Source organism: Lysobacter brunescens (genome assembly GCF_042677005.1).
Classification (GTDB): domain Bacteria; phylum Pseudomonadota; class Gammaproteobacteria; order Xanthomonadales; family Xanthomonadaceae; genus Lysobacter_I; species Lysobacter_I brunescens.
Genome location: NZ_JBHTIF010000001.1, coordinates 2,058,989 through 2,075,308, shown reverse-complemented (window position 1 = coordinate 2,075,308; position 16,320 = coordinate 2,058,989). Strand labels below are relative to the sequence as shown.

11 protein-coding genes and 1 riboswitch are annotated in these 16,320 nt (G+C 66.9%); of the genes, 7 read left to right on the top strand and 4 right to left on the bottom strand.

Annotated elements, in window-relative coordinates; translation table 11 throughout:
- Window positions 1–140: 140 nt before the first annotated feature.
- The 3 genes from ACFQ0E_RS09140 to sucC form a co-directional block, all read right to left on the bottom strand.
- Window positions 141–2,468 carry a ribonucleoside-diphosphate reductase subunit alpha gene (locus ACFQ0E_RS09140; RefSeq protein WP_386824093.1) on the bottom strand — a complete coding sequence of 776 codons (2,328 nt, stop codon included), beginning with the start codon at window positions 2,466–2,468 and terminating at the stop codon, window positions 141–143.
- 340 nt (window positions 2,469–2,808) lie between these two features.
- A riboswitch (cobalamin riboswitch) is annotated at window positions 2,809–3,057 on the bottom strand.
- Window positions 3,058–3,175: 118 nt separating this feature from the next.
- Entirely contained in the window at window positions 3,176–4,051 is an 876-nt protein-coding gene (gene sucD, locus ACFQ0E_RS09135; protein ID WP_386823345.1) for a succinate--CoA ligase subunit alpha, read from the bottom strand.
- Window positions 4,052–4,072: 21 nt separating this feature from the next.
- A complete protein-coding gene (gene sucC / locus ACFQ0E_RS09130) occupies window positions 4,073–5,236 on the bottom strand; it encodes an ADP-forming succinate--CoA ligase subunit beta (RefSeq protein ID WP_386823344.1) in 1,164 nt (387 codons plus the stop codon).
- 222 nt (window positions 5,237–5,458) lie between these two features.
- Between sucC and ACFQ0E_RS09125 the strand changes: the two genes are divergently transcribed.
- From ACFQ0E_RS09125 to tfpZ, 3 genes are all read left to right on the top strand, one after another.
- Window positions 5,459–7,060, top strand: coding sequence for a sensor histidine kinase (locus ACFQ0E_RS09125; RefSeq protein ID WP_386823343.1), 1,602 nt, complete (start codon window positions 5,459–5,461; stop codon window positions 7,058–7,060).
- Between the two features lie 78 nt (window positions 7,061–7,138).
- Complete coding sequence (locus ACFQ0E_RS09120) at window positions 7,139–8,554, top strand: sigma-54-dependent transcriptional regulator (RefSeq protein WP_386823342.1); 1,416 nt, start codon at window positions 7,139–7,141, stop codon at window positions 8,552–8,554.
- Window positions 8,555–8,642: 88 nt separating this feature from the next.
- A complete protein-coding gene (gene tfpZ, locus ACFQ0E_RS09115) occupies window positions 8,643–9,449 on the top strand; it encodes a TfpX/TfpZ family type IV pilin accessory protein (protein WP_386823341.1) in 807 nt (268 codons plus the stop codon).
- A 92-nt stretch (window positions 9,450–9,541) separates the two neighbouring features.
- On the opposite strand, the gene ACFQ0E_RS09110 is transcribed toward tfpZ, so the two are convergent.
- Entirely contained in the window at window positions 9,542–12,562 is a 3,021-nt protein-coding gene (locus ACFQ0E_RS09110) for a fused MFS/spermidine synthase (protein WP_386823340.1), read from the bottom strand.
- Between the two features lie 417 nt (window positions 12,563–12,979).
- Between ACFQ0E_RS09110 and ACFQ0E_RS09105 the strand changes: the two genes are divergently transcribed.
- The 4 genes from ACFQ0E_RS09105 (at window position 12,980) to pilB (ending at window position 16,319) form a co-directional block, all read left to right on the top strand.
- Window positions 12,980–13,405: a pilin gene (locus ACFQ0E_RS09105; protein ID WP_386823339.1), complete on the top strand. Its 426-nt coding sequence runs from the start codon at window positions 12,980–12,982 to the stop codon at window positions 13,403–13,405.
- Between the two features lie 72 nt (window positions 13,406–13,477).
- A complete protein-coding gene (locus ACFQ0E_RS09100) occupies window positions 13,478–13,903 on the top strand; it encodes a pilin (RefSeq protein ID WP_386823339.1) in 426 nt (141 codons plus the stop codon).
- A gap of 113 nt (window positions 13,904–14,016) precedes the next feature.
- Complete coding sequence (locus ACFQ0E_RS09095; protein ID WP_386823338.1) at window positions 14,017–14,454, top strand: pilin; 438 nt, start codon at window positions 14,017–14,019, stop codon at window positions 14,452–14,454.
- A gap of 140 nt (window positions 14,455–14,594) precedes the next feature.
- On the top strand, window positions 14,595–16,319 hold the full coding sequence (gene pilB / locus ACFQ0E_RS09090) for a type IV-A pilus assembly ATPase PilB (RefSeq protein WP_386823337.1): 1,725 nt from the start codon (window positions 14,595–14,597) through the stop codon (window positions 16,317–16,319).
- Window position 16,320: the final 1 nt, after the last annotated feature.

Sequence of the window (16,320 nt, the reverse complement as noted above, 5' to 3'; positions counted from 1 at the left end):
TTGGGATGTGGGCTTTCGTAGAGCGGAGCTTGCTCCGCTCGCTTTTCCTGCAAAACATGGGCGGAGCTTGCTCCGCTCGCTTTTCCGCGAAACATGAGCGGAGCAAGCTCCGCTCTACAGCGCGGCGGGTTCGGGCTCGCCTACTGGCAGGCCTCGCAGGCTTCCGGATTCTCCAGCGAGCAGGCCAGCGCTTCCTGCGGCGTGTACGCCGGCTGCGCTGCCACTGTCGCCTTGGCGATGCGCGTGGCCGGTCGCGAGCGCAGGTAATAGGTCGTCTTCAGCCCGGATTTCCAGGCATACATGTACATCGACGACAGCCGGCCGATGTTCGGGCTTTCCATGAACAGGTTCAGCGACTGCGACTGGTCGAGGTACGGTCCGCGCGCAGCGGCGAGATCGATCAGCGCCTTCTGCGGCAGTTCCCACGCCGTGCGGTACACCTGCTTCAGCAGATCGGGAATGCCGTCGATGCCCTGCACCGAACCTTCGGCGAGCTTGATGGCATCGCGCGTCGCATCCGTCCACAGGCCGAGGCGCTTGAGCTCCCAGACGAGGTAGCGGTTGATCTGCAGGAAATCGCCCGACAGCGTCTCGCGCTTGAACAGGTTGCTCACCTGCGGTTCGATGCACTCGTAGCAGCCGGCGATCGAGGCAATGGTCGCGGTCGGCGCGATCGCGATCAGCAGCGAATTGCGCAGGCCATGTTCGGCGATGCGCGACTTCAGCGCGGCCCATGCAGCGGGTTCCGACGGGGTCACGCCCCACAGATCGAACTGCAGCGCACCGAGCGCGGCACGGGTATCCCGGTAGGCCGGATGCGCGCCGTGGCGCTCGGCCAGGTCGCACGAGGTCTCCAGCGCATGCAGGTAGATGCGTTCGGCGATGCGCGTCGACAGCGACAGCGCCTCGGCCGAATCGAAGGGCAGGCGCATGCGGAAGAACACATCCTGCAGGCCCATCACGCCCAGCCCGACCGGACGCCAACGCAGGTTGGAGCGGCGCGTCGATTCGATCGGATAGAAATTCAGGTCGATCACGCGATCGAGCTGACGCACGGCGACGCGCACGGTCTCGGCGAGCTTGTCGAAGTCGAAGTGCCAGGCACCGCGCTCGTCCTCGACCAGGTGCTGGGCGAGGTTGACCGAGCCAAGGTTGCAGACGGCGGTTTCGTCGGCCGAGGTCACTTCGATGATCTCGGTGCACAGGTTCGACAGATGCACGGTACGGCCCGGGCCGACCTGGTTGCAGGTGCGGTTCGACGCATCCTTGAAGGTCATCCAGCCGTTGCCGGTCTCGCCGAGGACTTTCATCATCCGCGCGTACAGGTCCCGCGCCTTGACCGTGCGTGCGGCGATGCCCTGCTGTTCCGCCTGCACGTAGGCCTGCTCGAAGGCCTCGCCCCAGAGGTCGACGAACTCGGGCACGGTGTTCGGATCGAACAGCGACCAGTCGCCGTCGCTCTCCACGCGGCGCATGAACAGGTCCGGCACCCAGTTGGCGAGGTTGAGGTTGTGCGTGCGACGCATCTCGTCGCCGGTGTTGTCGCGCAATTCGAGGAATTCCTCGATGTCGGCATGCCAGGTTTCGAGATAGATGCAGGCCGCGCCCTTGCGCTTGCCGCCCTGGTTCACCGCCGCGACCGAGGCGTCCAGCGTCTTCAGCCAGGGCACGATGCCGTTGCTGCGGCCGTTCGTGCTGCGGATCAGCGCGCCGCGCGAGCGGATCCGCGAGTACGACTGGCCGATGCCGCCGGAGAACTTCGACAGCTGCGCCACGTCGCCGTAGCGCGCGTAGATGTCGGCCAGTGAATCCTGCGGCGAGTCCAGCAGGAAGCACGAAGACAGCTGCTCGTGGCGGGTGCCCGAGTTGAACAACGTCGGCGAGCTGGGGATGTAGTCCAGCGACGACATCAGCCGGTACAGTTCCAGCGCCTCGCCCGGGGTTTCGGTCAGCGCCACCGCGATGCGCATGAAGAAGTGCTGCGGCGTCTCGATGACCGTGCGCCGCTGCGGATGCTTGAGCAGGTAGCGGTCGTACAGGGTGCGCAGGCCGAAGTACTCGAAGCGGCGGGTCTGCGCGATGTCGATGGCGTCGTTGAACTTGCGCGCATGGGTTTCGACCGACTGGCGCACGCGGTCGTTGATCAGTCCCAGTTCCGCGCCCAGCGCGATCGACTGCGAGAACGAATGCACGCCCTGTCCCGCGACTTCCTTGTCGATGTAGCCCGACAGCAGGCGTGCGGCGAGGCGCGCGTACTGCGGCTCGTCGGCCGTGAACGCGGCGGCGGTGCGGATCGACAGCTCGTCGAGTTCGCGCGTGGTCGCACCGTCGTAGATGCCGGCGATGGTCTTCAGCGCGACGCGCATCGGATCGATGTCGTCCAGGCCCTCGCAGCAGCGCTGCACGGCGCGCACGATCTTGCCGACGTCGACCGGCTCGCGGCGACCGTCGCGCTTGGTGATCGTCATGCTGGTCGCCGCATGCGGCGGGGTAAGGGCGAAGTCGGCCTGCGTGGCGGCGGGCGCGATGCGCCGGGCGACGGGCGGGGCGTCGGCGGCGTGGCGCGTGGTGTCGGTGGTCATGGTCTCTCCGATGGGAAATGGAGAGAAAGCGAAAGCGGGCCGACACGCGCACCGGCCCGGCACGCGACCGGACGACGGGACACCGCGACGGCACCGGCCCTCGCCCCCTCGGGCGAGCCTGCGTCGACGCGGATGTGGAGGATCGACGACGACACGGCGGCCCGACGGGCCGTCCTCGTGCTGCCTCGACCTGCGCTCCCCGCGGAGACGGTTGGCCAGACTTCGCCGGATGGCGAAGGTCGAGGCAGGTCTTCGGGCTCATGGGCACGCGGCCGAGGCCGCTCCTACTGCGCGTCGCTTCCCGGCCGGCCCGTTGCGGGCGAAGCCAGTGCCATTGACGCGGGTCGTTCCCAACTACCGCTGCGGGGCAGCTCCGGATTCGATTGGACAGGCCTCCAGGCCCATCCGGCTCTTGCCGGATTCCCATTTCAGTCGACTCCGGGCGGAGCCGACACCTTCGACGCGCACAACATAATGGGCTCGCCGGCAGGGGTCAACACAAAATGTCGTGGCATCCATGAAACGCGGCCAAAACAAAGGCCGCCCGGAGGCGGCCTTCGTGGTACTGCGCGAACAGCGCGTCTGGCGCGGACTTACTTGGCCAGGCGCTTGGCGATCGCGGCGCCGAGGTCGCCCGGCGAACGCACGGTGGTGACACCGGCCTTCTCCATCGCGGCGAACTTGCCTTCGGCCGTGCCCTGGCCGCCCGAAGCGATCGCACCGGCGTGGCCCATGCGCTTGCCGGCCGGGGCCGAGGCGCCGGCGATGAAGCCGACCACCGGCTTGGTCACGTGCTTGGCGATGAACTCCGCCGCTTCCTCTTCGGCCGAACCGCCGATTTCGCCGACCATGATGATGCCCTCGGTCTGCGGATCGTCCTGGAACAGCTTCAGCGCGTCGATGAAGTTGGTGCCGTTGATCGGGTCGCCGCCGATGCCGATGCAGGTCGACTGGCCGAGGCCGGCGTCGGTGGTCTGCTTCACGGCTTCATAGGTCAGCGTGCCCGAGCGCGACACGATGCCGATCTTGCCCGGCATGTGGATGTGGCCCGGCATGATGCCGATCTTGCACTCGCCCGGGGTGATCACGCCGGGGCAGTTCGGGCCGATCAGCACGACGTCCGGGTAGCCCTTGAGCGTGTTCTTCACGCGGAGCATGTCGAGCACCGGGATGCCTTCGGTGATGCAGACGATGACCTTGATGCCGGCGTCGGCCGCTTCGAGGATCGCGTCGGCCGCGAACGGCGGCGGGACGTAGATGACCGAGGCGTCGGCGCCGGTGGTCTTCACGGCTTCGGCGACGGTGTTGAAGACCGGCAGGCCGATGTGCTGCGTGCCGCCCTTGCCCGGGGTGACGCCGCCCACGACCTGCGTGCCGTAGTCGAGCATCTGCTGCGCGTGGAAGGTGCCCTGCTGGCCGGTGAAGCCCTGGACGATGACCTTGGTGTTCTTGTTGACCAAAACGCTCACGTTATTTCCTCTCGTCCTGGATCAGGCAGCGACGGCCGCGACGGCCTTCTTGGCGCCGTCGTTGATGTCGTCGGCGGGGGTGATGGCCAGGCCGGAATTCTTCAGGAGTTCCTTGCCGGCTTCGACGTTCGTGCCTTCGAGGCGCACGATCACCGGCACCTTCACGTCGACTTCCTTCACCGCGGCGATGATGCCCTCGGCGATCATGTCGCAGCGGACGATGCCGCCGAAGATGTTCACGAAGATCGCCTTGACCTTGTCGCTCGACAGGATGAGCTTGAAGGCCTCGGTCACGCGCTCCTTGGTGGCGCCGCCGCCGACGTCGAGGAAGTTCGCCGGCGAACCGCCGTTGAGCGAGATCACGTCCATCGTCGCCATCGCGAGGCCGGCGCCGTTAACCATGCAGCCGATGTTGCCGTCCATCGTGACGTAGTTGAGGTCGTGCTGGCTGGCCTTGACCTCGGTCTCGTCTTCCTGGCGGATGTCGCGCATCGCGGCCAGTTCCGGATGACGGAAGGTCGCGTTGTCGTCGGAGTTGATCTTGCCGTCGAGGACGGCGAGGTTGCCGTCGGTGAGGATCGCCAGCGGGTTCAGTTCGACCAGCGCCAGGTCCTTCTCGTTGAACAGCTTGTACAGGCCCAGCATGATCTTGCTCAGCTGGCCGACCTGCTTCGCATCCAGGCCCATCGCGAAACCGAGGTCGCGGCACTGGTAGGGCTGCAGGCCCTGCACGTAGTTCACGTGCAGCGCGTGGATGGCTTCGGGCTTCTCGTGCGCGACCTGCTCGATGTCCATGCCGCCTTCGGCCGAGGCGATGAAGGTGATGGACTTGCTGCTGCGGTCGACGAGCACCGACAGGTAGAGTTCCTTGGCGATGTCCGTGGCCTGGGTGACCAGCACGGTGTCGACCGGCAGTTCGACGCCGGCGGTCTGGTAGGTGGCCATCTTCGTGCCGAGCATGCCCTTGGCGTAGTCGCGCACTTCGTCGTAGGTCTTGGCGAGCTTGACGCCGCCGGCCTTGCCGCGGCCGCCCGCGTGGATCTGGGCCTTGACCACCCAGAAGTCGCCGCCGATGGCCTTGGCGGCATCGACCGCCTCTTCGGGGGTGCGTGCGACGCGCCCGGCCGGTACCGCAATGCCGTAGTCGGCAAACAACTGCTTCGCCTGGTATTCGTGGAAATTCATGTGGGTTCCATACGGGATGAAGACGTGCCGCACCCGGACGTGCTGCACCAGGCGCAGGGAGCCGCGCCGCCGGAAAGACCCGGATCGCCGCGGACAGACCGACATTGTCGCCCATGGATCGGCCCGGGGCTACCCCGGACCTTGGTCGGAGCCCCCGCGAGGCCTCGCACGAAGCACGGGCCGCCCGCCTATACTGGCCCGACGCCGCCCCGGATCCGCCATTTGAGCCGCAGCCCCCAGCCACGCCCGGCCACACCCGATTACCAGCACAGGGAGCTGTCCCTGTTCTCGCTCTATCGGGTCCTCCAGGCCGGCGTCCTGGTCACGCTGACCTTCGGTCCTGTCGCCGCCCTGGCCCCCAAGCCGGGGCACGAGACCCAGCTGGCCATCGTCTCGATCTTCTACCTCGTCGCCTCGATGGCCCTGTTCGTGATGGCCCGGCGCGCACGCAACCTGACCCCTCCCACGATCATCGGCATCTGCATCGACGTGCTCGTCGCCTCGCTGGTGGCCCACGCGGCGCCATCGGCCACCGCCGGCGTCGCGCTCATGCTGCTGTTCCATGTCGGTGCCTCATCCCTGCTGCTGTCGCTGCGCGCGGCGCTGGGCATCGCGGTGCTGGCCGGCGCCGGGCTGTCCGCAGCGTTCCTGTGGACGCTGCTGGTCGAACAGCAGACGCCGCGCCCGTTCGCGGAGCTGATGATGTTCACCGTCAGCTATCTGGCGATCGCCGCGCTGACCCACCAGCTGCGCAACCAGATGCGCGCGACCGAGGCCCTGGCCGAACAGCGCGGCGCCGATGCCGTCCGCCTTGCCGAAGTCAACGAGCTGATCATCCGCCGCATGCGCACCGGCGTGCTGCTGGTCGATCGCGAAGCGCAGATCAGCCTGGCGAACGAAGCGGCGATGCTCCTGCTCGGCGAAGGTGCGGCCGGCACCCGCAATCTCGCCGAAGCCGCGCCGGAACTGGCGCTGCGCCTCAGCGAATGGCTGCGCAACGGCCTTGCGAACGACACGCCCCTGCGCCTGGGCAGCGACCAGTTCGAGGTCGTCCCGCGCTTCGCGCGTCTGCTGGCCAACAGCGACAACACCCTGATCTTCCTCGACGACACCTCGCTGGTGTCGCGCCGCGCCGAATCGCTCACTCTGGCCGCGATGGGCCGCTTCTCCGCCAGCCTCGCCCACGAGATCCGCAACCCGCTGGCGGCGATCAGCTATGCCGCGCAGCTGCTGGAAGAGTCCAGGGAGCTGCCCGACGTCGACCGGCGCATGGTGCAGATCATCCTGCAGCAGTGCATGCGCACCAACACCATCGTCGAAAGCGTGCTCGGCCTCGCACGCCGCGAGCGCGCCACCGCCGAGCACATCGAACTGGTGGCGTTCCTGCGCAATTTCATCGAGGAGTTCAGGCAGAGCGTGCCGGACGAGACCGACAACATCTCGCTGGCCGTGAGCCAGCCGCTGGTGTCCGCCCTTGTCGATTCGCGCCACCTGCACCAGGTGCTGACCGCAATGGTGCAGAATGCCCGTCGTCACGGGCACATGCCGGGGCAGCCGGCGCGCATCACCCTGCACGCCTACCGCCTCGACGAGACGCCGGTCATCGACGTGATCGACCGCGGCCCGGGCATCCCGGAGTCGGTGGTGCCGCAGCTGTTCCGGCCGTTCTTCACCACGTCCGAGCACGGCACCGGCCTCGGTCTGTACATCGCCCGGGAGCTGTGCCGCGCCAACGGCGCCTCGCTGGACTACGTGCCGCTGCCCGGTGGCGGCTGCTGCTTCCGGATCACGATGCCCGGCCAGCACTCCCTGTTGCCCGCCTGATGCCCATCGCACGCGGATCGAGGAGGGGCGGCTGTCGCCCCTGCCGCAAATGGGCTAAAATTGACGCAGGAGGGCACCATGTCTGAACAACGCAGCGCGCTGATCGTCGACGATGAACACGACATCCGCGAGCTTCTGGTGGTGACGCTGGGCCGCATGGGACTGCGGACCGACACCGCCCCGAATCTCGCCGTGGCAAGGGAAATGCTGAGCACGGTCGCCTACGACCTGTGTCTGACCGACATGCGCCTGCCCGACGGCTCCGGCCTGGACCTGGTCTCGGAGATCGCGACCCGGTTCCCGACCACCCCGGTCGCGGTGATCACCGCCTACGGGAATGTCGAGGCCGCCGTCGAAGCGCTCAAGAGCGGCGCCTTCGACTTCGTCACCAAGCCCGTCGACCTGACGGTCCTGCGCGGCCTGGTCCGCCAGGCGCTCGATCTCAACACCCGCCGCCAGGCCAACCCCGAAGGCACGACCCTGCTGCTGGGCGACTCGCCCGCCATGGTCGGCCTGCGCGACACCATCGCCAAGGTCGCGCGCAGCCAGGCACCCGTGCACATCAGCGGCGAGTCCGGCACCGGCAAGGAACTCGTCGCCCGCACCATCCACGCCCAGGGCTCGCGCGCGGCCGGGCCGTTCATCCCGGTCAACTGCGGCGCGATCCCGTCCGAGCTGATGGAAAGCGAGTTCTTCGGCCACAAGAAGGGCAGCTTCACCGGCGCGCACACCGACAAACTCGGCCTGTTCCAGGTCGCCGACGGCGGCACGCTGTTCCTCGACGAGGTGGCCGAGCTACCGCTTGCGATGCAGGTCAAGCTGCTGCGCGCGATCCAGGAAAAGACGGTGCGCCCGGTCGGCGCGAACACCGAAGCCGCGGTCGACGTGCGCATCCTGTCCGCCACGCACAAGGACCTCGATGTGCTGGTCGCGGAAGGCAAGTTCCGCCACGACCTGTTCTACCGCATCAACGTCATCGAGCTGGACGTGCCGCCGCTGCGCGAACGCACCGGCGACCTGCCGCTGCTGTCGGACGCGATCCTCAAGCGCCTCGCCTACGCGATGAAACGCCGCGCGCCCACCCTGTCGCGCGAAGCGCAGGCGGCGCTGGAGATCTATCCGTTCCCGGGCAACGTGCGCGAGTTGGAGAACATCCTCGAACGCGCCCTGGCCATGGCCGACGGCGACACCATCGACGCCCAGGACCTGCGCCTGCCCCACGCCGTGCCTCAGGTCGCAGCCACCGCTCTGCCTCCCGCGCCCGTCGCACCGTCACCGGCGTCCGCGCCGCTCCCGGCAGCACCCGCCGCGCCGGGCGTCCCGCCCCGTGACACCGGCACCGCCGCCCTGCCCTCCTTCATCGAGGAGATCGAGCGCAACGCGATCCAGCAGGCGCTGCAGGAACACCGCTACAACAAGACCAAGACCGCCGCCGCGCTGGGCATCACCTTCCGCGCCCTGCGCTACAAGCTGAAGAAGCTGGGCATCGAGTAATCCGGGATTGGACCAGGCGCCTGCCGGCTTGCCGCCGGCCCGGGGCTGCGCATAATCACGCGCAGCCCCACTTCGCTGCAGCGCTGCCATGACCCGCTGGAAAGCCTCCGGATTCCACTTCGCGATCAGCTTCGCCGTTCTCGCCAGTCTCTTCACCATCATCCTGTTCCGCTGGTACCCGCCCGCCCTGTTCGGGATGGCCAAGGCCGGCCCCCTGCTGGCCGTGCTGGCGGGCGTGGACCTGGTCCTGGGCCCCCTGCTGACGCTGATCATCTACCGCCCGGGCAAGAAGGGCCTGAAATTCGATCTCGTGGTCATCGCCATCCTCCAGGTGGCGGCGCTGGCCTTCGGCCTGCATACGGTCTGGCAATCCCGTCCGGCCTACATCGTGGCGACGACGGACCGCTTCCACCTGGTCTTCGCCAACGAAATCGATGCGGCCAGCGCCGCGAAGGCAGCCCCCGAATACAGGCAGGCGCCCTGGCTCGGACCGCTCCAGGTGGCCGCGCCGCTGCCGGAAGACCCCAAGGCGCGCATGGAAGCCATGATCGAAGCGATGACGGGCCTGGAGATCCAGCTCCAGCCCTCGAAGTACCGCCCCTACCCCGGCCCCAACAAGGATCCGATGCCTGCGGCCATTTCCATCAAGGACGCACTGGCGCTGGCCTCGGCCGACAGCCGCGCCACCCTGGAGCGCATCGCGTCGCGCCATGGCAATCCGGACACACTGGCCCTGCTGCCGCTCAAGTCGACGCGCGGCAGCGCGGGTGTACTGGTCGAAAGCAGGAACGGTGCGATCGTCGATTTCGTCGGCATCGATCCCTGGCCGATCTTCGACGCCCACCACGCGCGCAAGCAGGCGAAAGCCGCGGAGTCCGCGCAAACCACGCGATGAGGTGATTCCGCACAGCCGGGGAGGATGCCGCGCTGACAGCCGGAATGACGCTGGCGCGGATCAGCCCGCGCCAGCAGTCTCAGCCGACCGACTCAGCGGGCAGCCGTGGCGGTCGCACCGGTCTTGGCGTTGGCTTCCGCCCACGCGGACAGATACGCGCGCGCCAGACCGTAGAAGTTGTTGCTGACCTTGACGGATGCGCCATGCACATCCTCCAGCTTGCGGACGCGTGCCAGATCGCCCTCGCCGACAGCGCCCAGCATCGCGATGACCAGCAGGTGGTCGCGCAGGAGGTTCGGCGCCAGCCCCTGCGGCAGGACCTTGAGGGCAGCGATGCCGGTCGTCGACATCGCCGCAGCATCACGACGGGATGCTGCGGCGTACGCCGACAGCAGGGCCGCGACCCTGGGATCCGAGGCGCGATCGCCGACCCAGACGGGATCGATCCAGACGCCCTGCAGGTCTTCCGGCGTGAGGTAACCCAGACTGAAATCGGCGATGACCGATGCCGCATCGAGCCAGGCAGGAAGCGGCGTGGCGGGATCGCGCAGCAGCTTCAGCTTTTCGACGATCGGGGCGTCCAGTCCCTTGCCGGTACCGGTGCCGAGCAGCACTTCGCGCACGCGACGCGCGTTGACGTGGTCCTTCGCCGCCGGACTCGCGTCCGTCGCCGCGACCTGCGCGGACACCGGCACCGGGCGTCGACCGCCGGTCATTTCCAGCAGCGGCATGCCCACGCCCATCAGGGTGCTCACGCTCAGCACGGATTCGCCCTTGAAACGCGAGCGCGGCGCATGCAGCGCGACACTGGGCAGGTAATCCGTGTGCACCGGCGCATCGAACAGTTCGATCAACCCCTTCAGCACGGCGCGATCGGCGAATCGGCGTACCTGGTGGTCGCCCGCCGTGGCGAGCCCGGTGCGCTTGAGGTCCGCGGCGAGCGGCATCTCCTGCAGGCGCGCGGCATCGTAATCGCGGATCGGCGCATAGGACGCGATGAAGATCACGTCGGCGGAATTCGTGAGATACGCATGCACGTACGGGTATTCCTCGATCAGCGCCGCGACCATCGAGTAGAACAGCCTGTCGTTCAGCTCGTAGGTCTGGATCCACTGCACCAGGATGCCGCGATCGCCCAGATGCTTGCCGAGGAAGCGGTAGAACTCGCGCGTGAACAGGCTCGAGACACCGCTGACCCACGGATTCGACGGCTCGGACACGATCACGTCGTAGCCCTTCGCACTGGCGGAGAAATAGGTCCGTGCGTCGTCGACGCGCAGATGACCGCGCGGATCGGTGTACGCACGCTTCACGCTGTCGCCGTAGAGGCGCGCGCCGGTGACCATCGCCGGCTCGATCTCGATGGTGTCCACCAGCTTCGGCGCGCTGCTGCCCAGGATGGTGTGCGTGGTCAGGCCGGAGCCCCAGCCGATGATGGCGATGCGCTCCGGATCGGGATGCAGCGCCAGCGGCAGGCTGGCCGCCATCACCATCGTGTACTCGTCGTCCATCGGCTCGCCCGCGGCGAGATTGATCGACGCGTCCGGCTTGCCGTTGGTGGCGATGGTGCCCATCGCCCCCTGGGTATAGAACGACACCGTTGCGGTCTTGCCGTCGCGCAGGAACCGCACGTCCGCCAGATCGCCCAGCCTTTCGTTGCCGTAACGGAAGACACCGGAGGCCTGCGCCTTGGGATCCGGCGCGCCGAACAGCAGGCTCACGGCACAGACGGCGAGCGTCGCGAACAGCGCGGCGAAATACGGACGCTGGCGGTATTCGACGACGAAGCCACGCAGCAGCACCAGACCGAGCAGGATGTCGGCCAACGCCGCGAGGGTGACCGCCAGGCGCAGGCCCATCAACGGGATCAGTACATGCACGGCGAGCATCACGCCGGCGATCGCGCCGAGGGTGTTGGCCGCATAGATGCGACCGATGCTGCGCTCGCCCGCGCCGCGCCGCAGCAGGGCCATCGTGAACAGGGGGAGCGTCATGCCAGCGAAGAACGCGGCGGGGAACATGATGGCGAGGGAAATCGCCGCGCTGCCCAGCGCATACAGGTCGTACCCCGTATCGGTACGGGGCAGCACCTTCATCAGCGCGCCCACCCAGGCGAAGCTGTTGGCGAACAGCGGCAGCGACACCAGCGCCGCCAGGCCCATCAGCACCTGCGCCCAGCCCGCGGCATTGACCGGGTCGACGATGCGCGCGCTGCGCTTGCGCACCCACAGGCCACCGAAAGCCAGGCCGAGGATGAAGGCGGAGAGCATCAGTTCGAACGAATGCACCGTGGCGCCGAGCGCCTGGTTGAGCATGCGGATCCAGCCGATCTCGTACACGAACGAACTGGCGCCGGTGATGCCCGCTCCGAAGAGCAGCAGCGTCGAGAACCGGCCGAGCGACTTGCGCTCGGACTGCTCGACGGAGGTTTCGGGCGCCACGATCGACGGCGCCTCGACAGCCGGAGCCGCCGCGGCCTCGGCACCGATCGACACCCGCCACGCCAGCAGGCCCACCAGGACATTGATGACACCGGCGACCATGATCGCGCCGGGCATGCCGATCCACGGCAGCAGCAGGAAGGTCGCGACCAGCGCACCCGCCGCCGCACCGATGCTGTTGGTGAAGTACAGGCCGCCGAGAATCTGGCCATCCTGACCCGGGGCCACGCGCAGGTAGCCGCCGCTCATCAGCGGGAAGGTCATGCCCAGCATCACGCTCTGGGGCGCGATCATCAGTGCCGCCGTGCCCCACTGCCACAGCCGGATGGTGGACTCGCCCTCGAGCGCCGGCAGCACCGTCTCCTGCGACAGGGACATGTAGCCGACGAACATGGGATGGAACACCAGCGCCGTGGCGCCGATCACCAGTTCGACGATCGCGTAGGCCCGGATCAGGCCCGCCCAGCGCCCACCCCGGGCGCTGACCAGCCAGGCCCCGAGGGCCATGCCGCCCATGAAGATCGCCAGCACCAGGGTCTGCGCATACGCCGCATGCCCGAGCACCAGGCCCAGGTAATGCGACCAGATCGCCTGGTACACCAGGCCCGCGAAGCTGGACGCGACAAACAGGAGAAGCAGCATCCGCTCCAGGCGGGCAGCAGGCATCGGCATGTACGGACTCCACTCATTTAATTGAATGCGAGGTGAAGAATAGCCGAAAGGTCGGAGCGATCACCGCCCGTCGGCGACAGCCCTCATGCCGCACCGCAACAAGCGCGAACAGCATCACAACCTATCGACAGCGCCCCAAGACGCGCCCAATATTGTGATCGCGAGCACGCGAATGACTGTTGTGGTCAACCCGGCAGCAATCTGACGTTTTTTGTCAGATTCTGCCCTGTGGAGAAATGTGAAGGGGTTCTCATACGCGAGTGCGCTCCGGGACGGGAGTCGCGTCACATCATTTGGCATGGCTTGTGCGTATGCTTTGCCTGCGCGTGCTCGGCAGCACGAGCGCCCAAGGACCCGGATCCGCCAGGCCAAGGGCACGTGAATGGTTCGCAACACAACACTCCCGAGGGATCTCCCATGAAGAAGCAGCAAGGTTTCACCCTGATCGAACTGATGATCGTCGTCGCGATCATCGCCATCCTGGCCGCCATCGCGCTGCCCGCCTACCAGAACTACGTCGCCAAGTCGCAGGCCACCTCCGGTCTGGCCGACATCCGCGGCGGCGTGACCGCCTATGAAGAAGGCGTCCAGGGCGGCGAGAAGACCGGCGCCATCGCCGGCCCGGCCGACATCGGTCTGGATGCCGCTGGCACCCCGCGCTGCACCTTCACCGTCACCGGCAACTGGGACGCGGCCAGCGGCCAGAAGATCCAGTGCAAGCTCAAGGGCAACCCGAACGTGGTCAACAAGGTCATCAACCTGACCCGCAACACCACCGGCCAGTGGCCCTGCACCACCGACATCGCCGACACCAGCCACCGTCCGAACGGCTGCACGCCGTAATCCCGACTGGCGGTTTCTGCCCGGAAAAGGGGCTTCGGCCCCTTTTCTCCAATCAACATCGAGGACTCCCTCATGAAGAAGCAGCAAGGTTTCACCCTGATCGAACTGATGATCGTCGTCGCGATCATCGCCATCCTGGCCGCCATCGCGCTGCCCGCCTACCAGAACTACGTCGCCAAGTCGCAGGCCACCTCCGGTCTGGCCGACATCCGCGGCGGCGTGACCGCCTATGAAGAAGGCGTCCAGGGCGGCGAGAAGACCGGCGCCATCGCCGGCCCGGCCGACATCGGTCTGGATGCCGCTGGCACCCCGCGCTGCACCTTCACCGTCACCGGCAACTGGGACGCGGCCAGCGGCCAGAAGATCCAGTGCAAGCTCAAGGGCAACCCGAACGTGGTCAACAAGGTCATCAACCTGACCCGCAACACCACCGGCCAGTGGCCCTGCACCACCGACATCGCCGACACCAGCCACCGTCCGAACGGCTGCACGCCGTAATCGCCGACGACGCGACTGTCAGTGAATCGGAAAAGGGGTGCTTCGGCACCCCTTTTCCTTCCCCCCTCCCCCGGCCTCCTGCTCTGCTGCGACCTGTCCCACGGAGAATCGCCATGTCCCGTCCGCGTCCGCGCCAGCAAGGCTTCACCCTCATCGAATTGATGATCGTGGTTGCGATCATCGCCATCCTCGCGTCCATCGCCCTGCCCGCCTATCAGATCTACATCGCCAAATCGCAGATGTCCGCCGGCCTGGCCGACCTGCGCGGCGGCGTCGTGATCTTCGAGGAAGGCATCCAGAATGGCGACAAGACCGGCAGCCCGGCCAGCGCCACCGAAATCGGCCTGAGCACCAGCACGGCACGCTGCAGCAGCATCACGCCCGGCGGCAGCTGGACGGCCACGAACGGCCAGACCATCACCTGCGTCCTGGCTGGCAATCCGAACGTGGCCGGCCAGAACCTGGTGCTGACCCGCACCAGCGAAGGCCAATGGAACTGCAGTTCCACCGTCGCGTCGCTCTATCGACCCAACGGCTGCTCCGGTCCCTGAGCGCCCTCACGCCGAGGGTGTGCGCGAAGTCTCGAATGGTCATTCCGGGACGGCCGCCACCCTCCACCTGCAGCCCTTTCGATGTTATCGTCGTAAATGCATGATCCGACCGTGGATCAGCGGGCGAGGGGTCGTCAAAAGTGAATGTCGCGCACACTTCTAATCTGATCGGCATCACCGGCATCGCCCGGCGTCTGGTGCTGGACGGAGCCCTTGAAGAGGCGGCAGCACGCGAAGCCCTCGACACCGCAACCCGCGAGCGCAAGCCGATTGCGGTTTACCTCCGCGAACACAAGCTGGTCACTCCGCAACAGCTCGCCGCCGCCAACTCCATCGAGTTCGGCATGCCGCTGTTCGACCCGGCCGTGATGGATCCAAACCAGAGCGCCATTCGCCTGGTCAAGGACGAATTGCTGCAGAAGCACCATGTGCTGCCGCTGTTCAAGCGCGGTGGGCGCCTCTTCGTCGGTGTCGCAGACCCTACGAACACGGCAGCCCTCGACGAAGTCAAGTTCCACACCAATCTCGCGGTGGAACCGATCCTCGTCGACGAGGACACGCTGAAACGCACGATGGAGTCGTGGCTCAGCGCCAACGACTCCATGGGCGACATGGACGATGCCGAAGGGCTCGACAACCTGGATGTATCCAGTGGCGACGACGATGCCGGCGGCGACAGCGGTGTCGATGCCAAGGGCGACGACACGCCGGTGGTGAAGTTCGTCAACAAGGTGCTGGTCGACGCGATCAAGCGCGGCGCATCCGACATTCACTTCGAACCCTACGAAACCGATTACCGCGTCCGCCTGCGCATCGACGGCATCCTGCGCCAGGTCGCCAAGGCGCCGGTCAAGCTGAGCCAGCGCATCGCCGCACGCCTCAAGGTGATGTCGCAGCTCGACATCGCCGAAAAGCGCGTGCCGCAGGACGGCCGCATCAAGCTCAACCTGTCCAAGACCAAGCAGATCGACTTCCGCGTCAGCACGCTGCCGACCCTGTTCGGCGAGAAGATCGTGCTGCGTATCCTCGACGGCAGCGCGGCGAAGCTGGGCATCGAGAAGCTCGGTTATGAACCGGAACAGCAGGCGCTGTTCCTGGATGCGATCAAGAAGCCCTACGGCATGGTCCTGGTCACCGGTCCAACCGGCTCGGGCAAGACGGTGTCGCTGTACACCGCGCTGGGTATCCTCAACGAGGAGGAGCGCAACGTCTCCACCGTCGAGGACCCGGTCGAAATCCGACTGCCCGGCATCAACCAGGTACAGCAGAACGCCAAGCGCGGCATGACCTTCGCGGCCGCGCTGCGCAGCTTCCTCCGCCAGGATCCGGACGTGATCATGGTCGGCGAAATCCGCGACCTGGAAACCGCCGAGATCGCGGTCAAGGCCGCGCAGACCGGCCACATGGTGCTCTCGACCCTGCACACCAACGACGCGCCGCAGACCATTTCCCGACTGATGAACATGGGCATCGCGCCCTTCAACATCACGTCCTCGGTCTCGCTGGTGATCGCGCAGCGCCTCGCGCGCCGCCTGTGCCCGAGCTGCAAGCGCGAACAGCACCTGCCCGAGCACGCCCTGCTTGCCGAGGGATTCTCCCCGGACGACGTGCGCGCCGGCTTCACGCTCTACGAAGCGGTCGGCTGCAACGAATGCACGGGCGGCTACAAGGGCCGTACCGGCATCTACGAGGTCATGCCGATGACCGAACAGATCCAGGCGATCATCCTGCAGGGCGGCAACGCCATGCAGATCGCCGAAGCCGCACGCGCCTCGGGCGTCAACAGCCTGCGCCAGTCCGCATTGCTCAAGGCTCGCAACGGCTTGACCAGTCTTGCCGAAATCAACCGCGTCACCAAGGAATAAG

What these genes read in the sequence shown, in the direction of transcription:
- ACFQ0E_RS09140 (WP_386824093.1), bottom strand. Translation starts at nt 2,468, where the DNA reads ATGACGATCACCAAGCGCGACGGTCGCCGCGAGCCGGTCGACGTCGGC.
- sucC (WP_386823344.1), bottom strand. Translation starts at nt 5,236, where the DNA reads ATGAATTTCCACGAATACCAGGCGAAGCAGTTGTTTGCCGACTACGGC.
- ACFQ0E_RS09120 (WP_386823342.1), top strand. Translation starts at nt 7,139, where the DNA reads ATGTCTGAACAACGCAGCGCGCTGATCGTCGACGATGAACACGACATC.
- tfpZ (WP_386823341.1), top strand. Translation starts at nt 8,643, where the DNA reads ATGACCCGCTGGAAAGCCTCCGGATTCCACTTCGCGATCAGCTTCGCC.
- ACFQ0E_RS09110 (WP_386823340.1), bottom strand. Translation starts at nt 12,562, where the DNA reads ATGCCGATGCCTGCTGCCCGCCTGGAGCGGATGCTGCTTCTCCTGTTT.
- ACFQ0E_RS09105 (WP_386823339.1), top strand. Translation starts at nt 12,980, where the DNA reads ATGAAGAAGCAGCAAGGTTTCACCCTGATCGAACTGATGATCGTCGTC.
- ACFQ0E_RS09100 (WP_386823339.1), top strand. Translation starts at nt 13,478, where the DNA reads ATGAAGAAGCAGCAAGGTTTCACCCTGATCGAACTGATGATCGTCGTC.
- ACFQ0E_RS09095 (WP_386823338.1), top strand. Translation starts at nt 14,017, where the DNA reads ATGTCCCGTCCGCGTCCGCGCCAGCAAGGCTTCACCCTCATCGAATTG.